Raw genomic sequence first — 7139 nt, 5'->3', positions numbered from 1 at the left:
CATACAGCTTCATGACCTGTCCGGGAATCGAACCCGGGTTTACGCCGTGAGAGGGCGTCGTCTTGACCGCTTGACCAACAGGCCAGAATCGAGGCGACAAGATTCGAACTTGCGACCTCTGCGTCCCGAACGCAGCGCTCTACCAAACTGAGCCACGCCTCGATGTTCTTGAGCGTTTGTTTTGCGCTGTTTACCAGCGACTTGTATATATTATCATGACTCAGAAAAAAATGCAAGCGTTTTTTTAAGAAAATTTCAATTTTTCCAAAAAAAGTTTTTTCGGCGAATTTTCCGGGTTCGGAGAAATCCCTGCAAAGCCTTATTTTATAAGGAAAAACAGCGCTTGAAAAACGCTCACCGCCTTCGTGATATTCCGCGATAAGTCAGGCAAACAGATAGGAAATCATAATTTCTCGATCCAATGGTTTTCCTCTACCAGCCTGCGCAGCTCCCTCAGGCAGATCCCGATCGGGGAGTCCGGCATCACATTCTGATCTTTCCGGTAGATCGCGTAACAGGTCTTCGACGGCGGCGGATCCAGCAAGGGGATCACATGAAGCGTTTCCGGATGTACGAACATATTGAAGACTGAAGACGGAACGATCGCCCAGTAATCATGCCAGTCATTGTACTCGAGAGACCAGGCAAAGATATGTTATATTGTTCTCAGAGCACTCCTGATTGAATCATAGTTCAGTACAGTCTGCTATGCAGAATTGTTTTTCAAGCGATTGACGGAATGAATAAAAAGGCTACCGCATTTCTACTCCTGCGGCAGCCTTAAAAAGAGGGGATTTATATTATAAATGTTTTTAAATTAAGGGAGGGACCGACAGAACGTTCTGCCGGTCAAGTATGAAAAAGTATATTTTGTTCCAGGCTTGCTATCCTGTTACGCTTTATAGGATAGTGGAAAAATGTGTTGAAATATTGTGTTGTGTGTGAAAAAAGTGTGAAATTATGAAATATGAGGGACGTGGCGGATTAGTTTACCTGCCTTCACACCATTATAAATTCCGTGTTCCACAATTTTTTCTCCTCGAATCCAGACCAGTTCAATGCCAGTGCCTCTTTTGGAAAAATCAGTAAAATCTGCCTGATCAGATACGGTATGAGGATCGAACAGAACCAGATCTGCGTCCATGCCCGGTCGGATTAGTCCCTTTCCCTTCAGCTGATAGACGGAAGCTGGAAGAGAGGTCATTTTCCGGACAGCCTCCTCAAGGGAAAGAACATTTTTTTCGCGGACGTAATGTCCGAGTACCCGCGTAAACGTTCCGAATGCTCTGGGATGAGCGCCGGAACACCCTTTGTAGTAAAGCCCGTCGGAGCCGATCATGGAATGGGAAAATTGAAGTACCCGGTTTACATCCTCATCCTGCATACAGTGGTAAATACCGTTCGTAGTCAGCCGGTCATCATAGAGAACATCCATGACCAGTTCACAGGGATCCAGGTCAAGCCGTGAGGCGAGATCGCAAACCATCTGTCCCGTATAATCAGGATGAGTGACAGATGCGCCGAACATGGTTGTCCCGAATCGTTCTTCCGGCATCATTCCTGCCAGGATCGCATCGCGCATCTTCCTGCGGCCGGATGGATCCGACAGCATCTGCAGAAGCTTTTCTTCTCCCAGGACATGCATGGACTGGGGAATCCGGGATTTCAGACCGGTGGAGGATGCTGTGTAAGGATAGACATCGCAGTAAACGGAATGTCCCTGCTGATTTACCTCCTGCATGAGAGAAATCGTAGCAGCGGTTTTTCCCCAGTTTGGACGGTTGATTGCCTTGTGATGGGAGATGACAAGCGTACAGCTGCTTTGTGCCGTGGCCTGTACCATCTCTGTGACGGATTCCACAAGCTGATTACCTTCACTCCGGATATGGGCGGAGGTGATGCCGCCGAAACGCGCTGCGACGGAAGAAAGGACTGCAAGTTCAGAAGAGCCGGCATAGCACCCGGCAGGATACTGAAGCCCATAGGAGATTCCAAGAGCACCCGCCTCCATGCATTCCTGTAGAATTGCTTTCATGTGTTCCAGTTCGGCCGGATCCGGTTCACGGTCCGCCATTCCCATAACTGCGGCACGGAGCGTTCCATGTCCGACGCAGACGGCCATATTTGTTCCAAGCGGGCGGTCCATCATATCCAGATAGCCGGCGTAGGAAACTCTTTTTGTGGCGGAGGAGGAAAAGTCGTAATGAACGACGGTGGCGGCTGTTTCCAGGCAGCTTTCCAGGTGTTCCATAGAAAACGGAGCGGCGGAAATTCCGCACATGCCCGCGATCAAAGTGGTGACTCCCTGTTCCGCCTCCTGGAAAAAAGTATCGTCGAGATCAGCCATCATGTCGCCGTGGCTGTGGGAATTTATGAATCCGGGCGCCAGGGTGAGTCCGTGGGCATCGATCACCATGCCCGCCTGCTGCGGATCCTGTTTCCCGATGGCTTTGATCGTTCCATCCTCAATAAGGACATCCGCAGGGAAAGCGGGAGTTCCGCTTCCGTCAATAACATATGCATTCTGAATTATAAATTTTTTCATATTCGTTCCTCGATTTTCAATGGATGATTTGACATGCCGCAGGATAGAAAAAACAGCCCGCCGGATTGGAAGGCGGGCTGTTTCAGGTAAGTTAAAGAGTCGGAGCGTAGCCCGGTCCCATCGGGATCCCGAGGGCGATCCAGATCATTAAGAACACGATCCAGACACCGCCGGCGATCAGAGTGTAGGGCAGCTGGTAGGCAATACAGATTCCTGTCTTGGCGCGCGGCTCGTACTGCTGTGCATATCCGAGGAGAATCGCAAGGTACGCGAGAGTCGGGCAGATATTGTTGGTGATTCCATCGCCCATTCGGTATGCAACCTGTACGGAAGCCGGATTGACACCGGCGATCATGAACATCGGAACGAAGATGGAAGCTAAGAGTGCCCATTTTCCGTTCGCGGAACCCATGAACAGGTTGATGAAAGCGGTAAGAACAACGAATAATCCCATGAGGATCGGTGCAGGAAGTCCGAGTCCGTTTAATCCACCGCCGCAGATAACCGCGATCACGGTTGCGATCTTGCTGGAACCGAATACGGAGATGAACTGGAAAGCAAAGAAGCAGATCAGGAAGAAGCTTGCGAGTGTACCGAGTTCTTTCTGCATCATCGGAATCGTGTCGCCGAATTTCTTGATCGTTCCCGCAATTTTTCCGTATACATAGCCGGATACAAAGAAAAGCGCAAAGATGATAGTCGGAATACACTTAAAGAGATAACCGGTCATGATCGTGCCGCCTTCCGGAGCCTGGAACGGAAGACCCGGCAGGCAGAGAATTGCACACACGATGAGAACAGCAGCGATTCCGAGAAGTCCGCCCTTTAAAGCCTTGCGTTCCAGATCCGTCATCGGTGTGTACTCTTCGTTCGGCTTGATACCGGAAGTTCCGAGATTTTCTCTCTTAAGGCGCGGCTCAACAACTTTCAGGCTGACAAAAGCGCAGAGGAACATTGTGATAAAAGTGGAGACAAACATGAAGTACCATCCCATGACAGGGCTTGCTGTGTAGCTGGGATCCAGAGTCTGGGCTGCCGCCTCTGTCAGGGCAGCGAGGGAAGCATCTACAGATCCAGGAAGAAGGTTTGCGCCAAAGCCGATGGAAACGGATCCATATGCCAGGAAAAGACCATCTAACGGGTTACGGTTGGAAGACACATAGAGCATGGCTACAAGCGGTGGGAAAACGATAAATGCGGCATCACCGGCGAGATTGGCGAGAACGCCGATAAATGCAACAATGAGCGCCATTTTCCATTCATTTGCAGTTGCGCCCGCACTTTTCAGTGCTGCATTCAGCATGCCGCTGTGGGTAGCGACAGCCATACCGAGAGTACAGATCGGAACAGTGAGCATAGGAGCAAATGTCATCCAGGTCTTACCCATGTCTTTCAGAAAATCAGCCCATGCTGCGGAAGTCATCATATTGATAACGGTGACGGTCTCTCCGTTTGTGGGGTTGATAACGGATACGCCCATCGTTCCCAGGATGCAGGACGCAGCCAGGGCGATGACCTAGAGACAGATGAAAAGATAGACAGGGTGGGGGATTTTGTTTCCGAGGCGCTCAACAGCACCGAGGAATCCGGAGGAGCGGGTTTCAGTAGTTGTAGATGTGTTGTTTGCCATAGTGATACTCTCCTTTTCTGGTATTTGTGAAAATATGTATGGTTACAGGTAAATGCTGCATATCACCTCCAGCCAGATAAAAAATTGGGGTCAGATAAGGAAATATATTTGCAAAACTCTGTATCTTGGAATGAGGGATATCCCAGGATGAGAGAGTGATGCCGAAGTAAAAATTTTGGAACTCAGATCACGGGTCCGAGGCAGAAGATGTCCATAGAGCCGAAATAGCAGAGGGCCTCATTCTTTGTCATCTGCCCGGAAAGAACCTTCAGGAGAAGATCAAACGCCTCCTCACCGACTTCCTCAATACTCTTTTCGCCGAGAATGATCCGTCCGGCATTGAGATCCATGTCATGCTGCATCCGTTCATAGGTATTGGGATTTCCGCAGATCTTTATGACCGGCATGGACGGAAATCCCTGTGGAGCTCCGCGTCCAGTGGAGAACATCATAACTTGTGCACCGGTGCAGGCCATTCCTGTGAGAATCTCGGGTTCTCTTCCCGGGGCATCTTTGATCCAGAGGCCTTTTCGGCCGTCAATCCGGTCGCAGTATTCCAGAACTCCCTGAATCGGCCGATGACCGGATTTTACGATAGCGCCCAGGCTTTTTTCCTCAATGCTGGAAAGTCCGCCTTCAATATTTCCGGGTGTAGGCTGTCCGCCTCGCATGTCTTCTCCCACGGCCTTTGCCCTGTTTTCCATTCTGTTTACGATCTCATAGATCTTCTGACCGATAGGTCCGTCAGGACCGCCGACGGCACGGTTTGCCAGAATGTGCTCGCCGCCGAGGAACTCGGTCGTTTCCCCGAAGATCACGGTTCCTCCGAGATCCACAAGCTTGTCCGCAACATATCCGATCACGGCGTTTGAAGCGAGACCGGAGGTCGTGTCGGAAGCGCCGCACTTGATGGACATGATAATTTCGGAAGCATCAACTGTTTCCCGCTGAAGACCGGAGATCTCCATGACGAGCTTCTGGGCGGCATCGATACCGGCCTGGATCGCCCGGGAGGTTCCTCCGAGCTCCTGGATCCGGATGATCTCCACTGGTTTTCCGGAAGCTGCAATCTCCCGGACAATGCGTTCGTGGTCAGTTCCCTCGCACCCGAGGCTGACGATCAGGGCAGCGCCGATATTGGCGCTCTGTCCGAGATTGGAGAGGACATCTGTGACGCGTTTCAGGTCGAGAGGAAGCTGGCAGCATCCTTGGTGGTGGAAATATCCGATAGTTCCCTGTACCTGGCGGACGATCGCCTGCGCGACGTCATTGGCACAGATCACGCTGGGAATTACGGCAACAAGATTTCTGGAACCGACCCCGCCGTTTTTGCGCCGGTAGCCTTTAAATGTATAACTCATACGGACCTCCTTACAGATCGCCTCTGCCGCGGCGTGCGTCGAGATTGTGTACGTGTACATAATTCCCTTTTTTGATCGGGTGGCTGGCAGTTCCGATACACTCTCCGTATTTCATGATGAGATCGCCCGGGGCCAGATCACAGAGAGCAATCTTGTGACCATAGGGGATATCGTCGAGAAGAGTGATGGTTTCGGAATGTCCTTTCTTATCATGGATCTCAACGGACATTCCCTTTTTCATGCCGTTTGCAAAAATTGTAGCGACATTGTCCAGATCATCGATCTTTAATGCGAGGTTTCCGCTCATGCCTGTCCCTCCTTTACTGCGAGAACAGCGACTCCGTCAGGAATCACAACGACGCTGGCATCTTTTCCGACAAGATCGTAAGCTTTCTGCAGCGCTTCATCGGGGCTGGAAGCCGGGATCATATTTGCTTTCCGCACCAGGTCGTGATCGAGGTAAGTGGTGACGAGAATGACGGTATGTTTTTTCAGGATACGGGAGTAGATCTGGGCACACCATTGTTCTGGAATGGTCTCTTTTGGAGGAATTTTTGATAAATATTCATCTATTTCCTCCACGGAACCTTTGACGATCAGCTTCTCAAAATGGGTTCCGCCCATACCGTCGATGCAGGAGGCACACATGATGATGACTCCGCCCTCCCTGCAGCACGCTTCAGCGGTTGCCACAGCCTTCGGACTCTGATAAAGATTCTGATCCAACGGGTAGCCGCCGTTTGAGGTGATGACGATATCGCCGGTGGTGCAGGGGCACTGGGCGAGACTGCGCACGAAGGAAACACCTTTTTCGTGGGCCTGTTCCAGATCTCCGGCAAATGCGGCAATCACCTGCTTCTCGGCGTTCAGCGCTACATTCAGGATGAACTGTACATTGACGGCTCTGGCAGCACATACCATATCTTCGTGGATCGGGTTGTGTTCCAGGACACCGGTTGTGGAAAACGGGCTGGAAATCGCCTTGTAGGAGTGATTCTCATTTACAGTCGCAGCGTTGCAGATGCCGGGAAGAATACTTTTTCGTCCGCCTGAAAATCCGGCAAAGAAGTGCGGCTCAATGAAACCTTCCGTAACGAGCAGATCACACCCGAGTGCCAGACGGTTTACCCAGAGCTCTGCGCCGGATGGAAGTTCACGGACAAACGCAAATTCCTCATTCTGGAATGCATGGTTTACAGATATTTTTTCGTGATCGACAATATCATCCCCGAACATGCGGCGCTGTTCCTCCTCGGTCGTCTCCCGATGGAGTCCGGTGGCGATCAGGATGATGATGTCTGCATCAGGATTTCCTTTGCGGATTTCCTTTAAAAGGATCGGCAGCGTCAGTCTGCTGGGGACAGCCCTGGTGTGATCGCTGGTGACAAGAACGACTTTATTTTTCCCTTTTGCAAGTTCGGAGAGCTTCGGGGTGCCGATGGGATGTTCCAGGGCATCCTCGATGAGTTCCTTCGGGGATTTCTCCGGAACGTAGTCCTCTGTCTTTGCCGTGATGACTGTTTTCAGATTTTTTTCTTCCACGTGCAGATCCATGGAAGAGGTGTAGTACGGGATGGAGATGGTTCTTATCATGCAGTACCTC

At 51.0% G+C, this 7139-nt stretch carries 7 protein-coding genes and 2 tRNA genes; all 9 read right to left on the bottom strand.

The features are described from left to right. Positions 1 to 12: 12 nt before the first annotated feature. Positions 13 to 84 (bottom strand) — tRNA-Glu (locus DW677_RS07555). A gap of 4 nt (positions 85 to 88) precedes the next feature. Further along, positions 89 to 162 (bottom strand) — tRNA-Pro (locus tag DW677_RS07550). 241 nt (positions 163 to 403) lie between these two features. After that, on the bottom strand, positions 404 to 553 hold the full coding sequence (locus DW677_RS18290; RefSeq protein ID WP_165859957.1) for a hypothetical protein: 150 nt from the start codon (positions 551 to 553) through the stop codon (positions 404 to 406). 405 nt (positions 554 to 958) lie between these two features. Further along, a complete protein-coding gene (locus tag DW677_RS07545; protein WP_117566793.1) occupies positions 959 to 2545 on the bottom strand; it encodes a D-aminoacylase in 1587 nt (528 codons plus the stop codon). Positions 2546 to 2636: 91 nt separating this feature from the next. Next, a complete protein-coding gene (locus DW677_RS07540) occupies positions 2637 to 4052 on the bottom strand; it encodes an AbgT family transporter (protein WP_278286992.1) in 1416 nt (471 codons plus the stop codon). A gap of 9 nt (positions 4053 to 4061) precedes the next feature. Continuing rightward, on the bottom strand, positions 4062 to 4175 hold the full coding sequence (locus DW677_RS07535) for an AbgT family transporter (RefSeq protein WP_015553705.1): 114 nt from the start codon (positions 4173 to 4175) through the stop codon (positions 4062 to 4064). Positions 4176 to 4357: 182 nt separating this feature from the next. Further along, on the bottom strand, positions 4358 to 5536 hold the full coding sequence (locus DW677_RS07530) for a UxaA family hydrolase (RefSeq protein ID WP_015553704.1): 1179 nt from the start codon (positions 5534 to 5536) through the stop codon (positions 4358 to 4360). Positions 5537 to 5546: 10 nt separating this feature from the next. Then, the gene (locus DW677_RS07525) at positions 5547 to 5843 is read right to left on the bottom strand and encodes a UxaA family hydrolase (RefSeq protein ID WP_117470356.1); all 297 of its coding nucleotides are present in this window, start codon (positions 5841 to 5843) and stop codon (positions 5547 to 5549) included. Continuing rightward, positions 5840 to 7129, bottom strand: a complete 1290-nt coding sequence (larA, locus tag DW677_RS07520; RefSeq protein ID WP_015553703.1) for a nickel-dependent lactate racemase — start codon at positions 7127 to 7129, stop codon at positions 5840 to 5842. The genes DW677_RS07525 and larA overlap by 4 nt, the downstream gene beginning before the upstream one ends. Between the last annotated feature and the right edge of the window lie 10 nt (positions 7130 to 7139).

It is taken from the genome of Clostridium sp. AM25-23AC, assembly GCF_003435125.1.
Taxonomy (GTDB): Bacteria; Bacillota; Clostridia; order Lachnospirales; family Lachnospiraceae; genus Pilosibacter; species Pilosibacter fragilis.
Note: the sequence above shows the minus strand (reverse complement) of the source record. Positions and strands in the feature narration are given on the sequence as shown.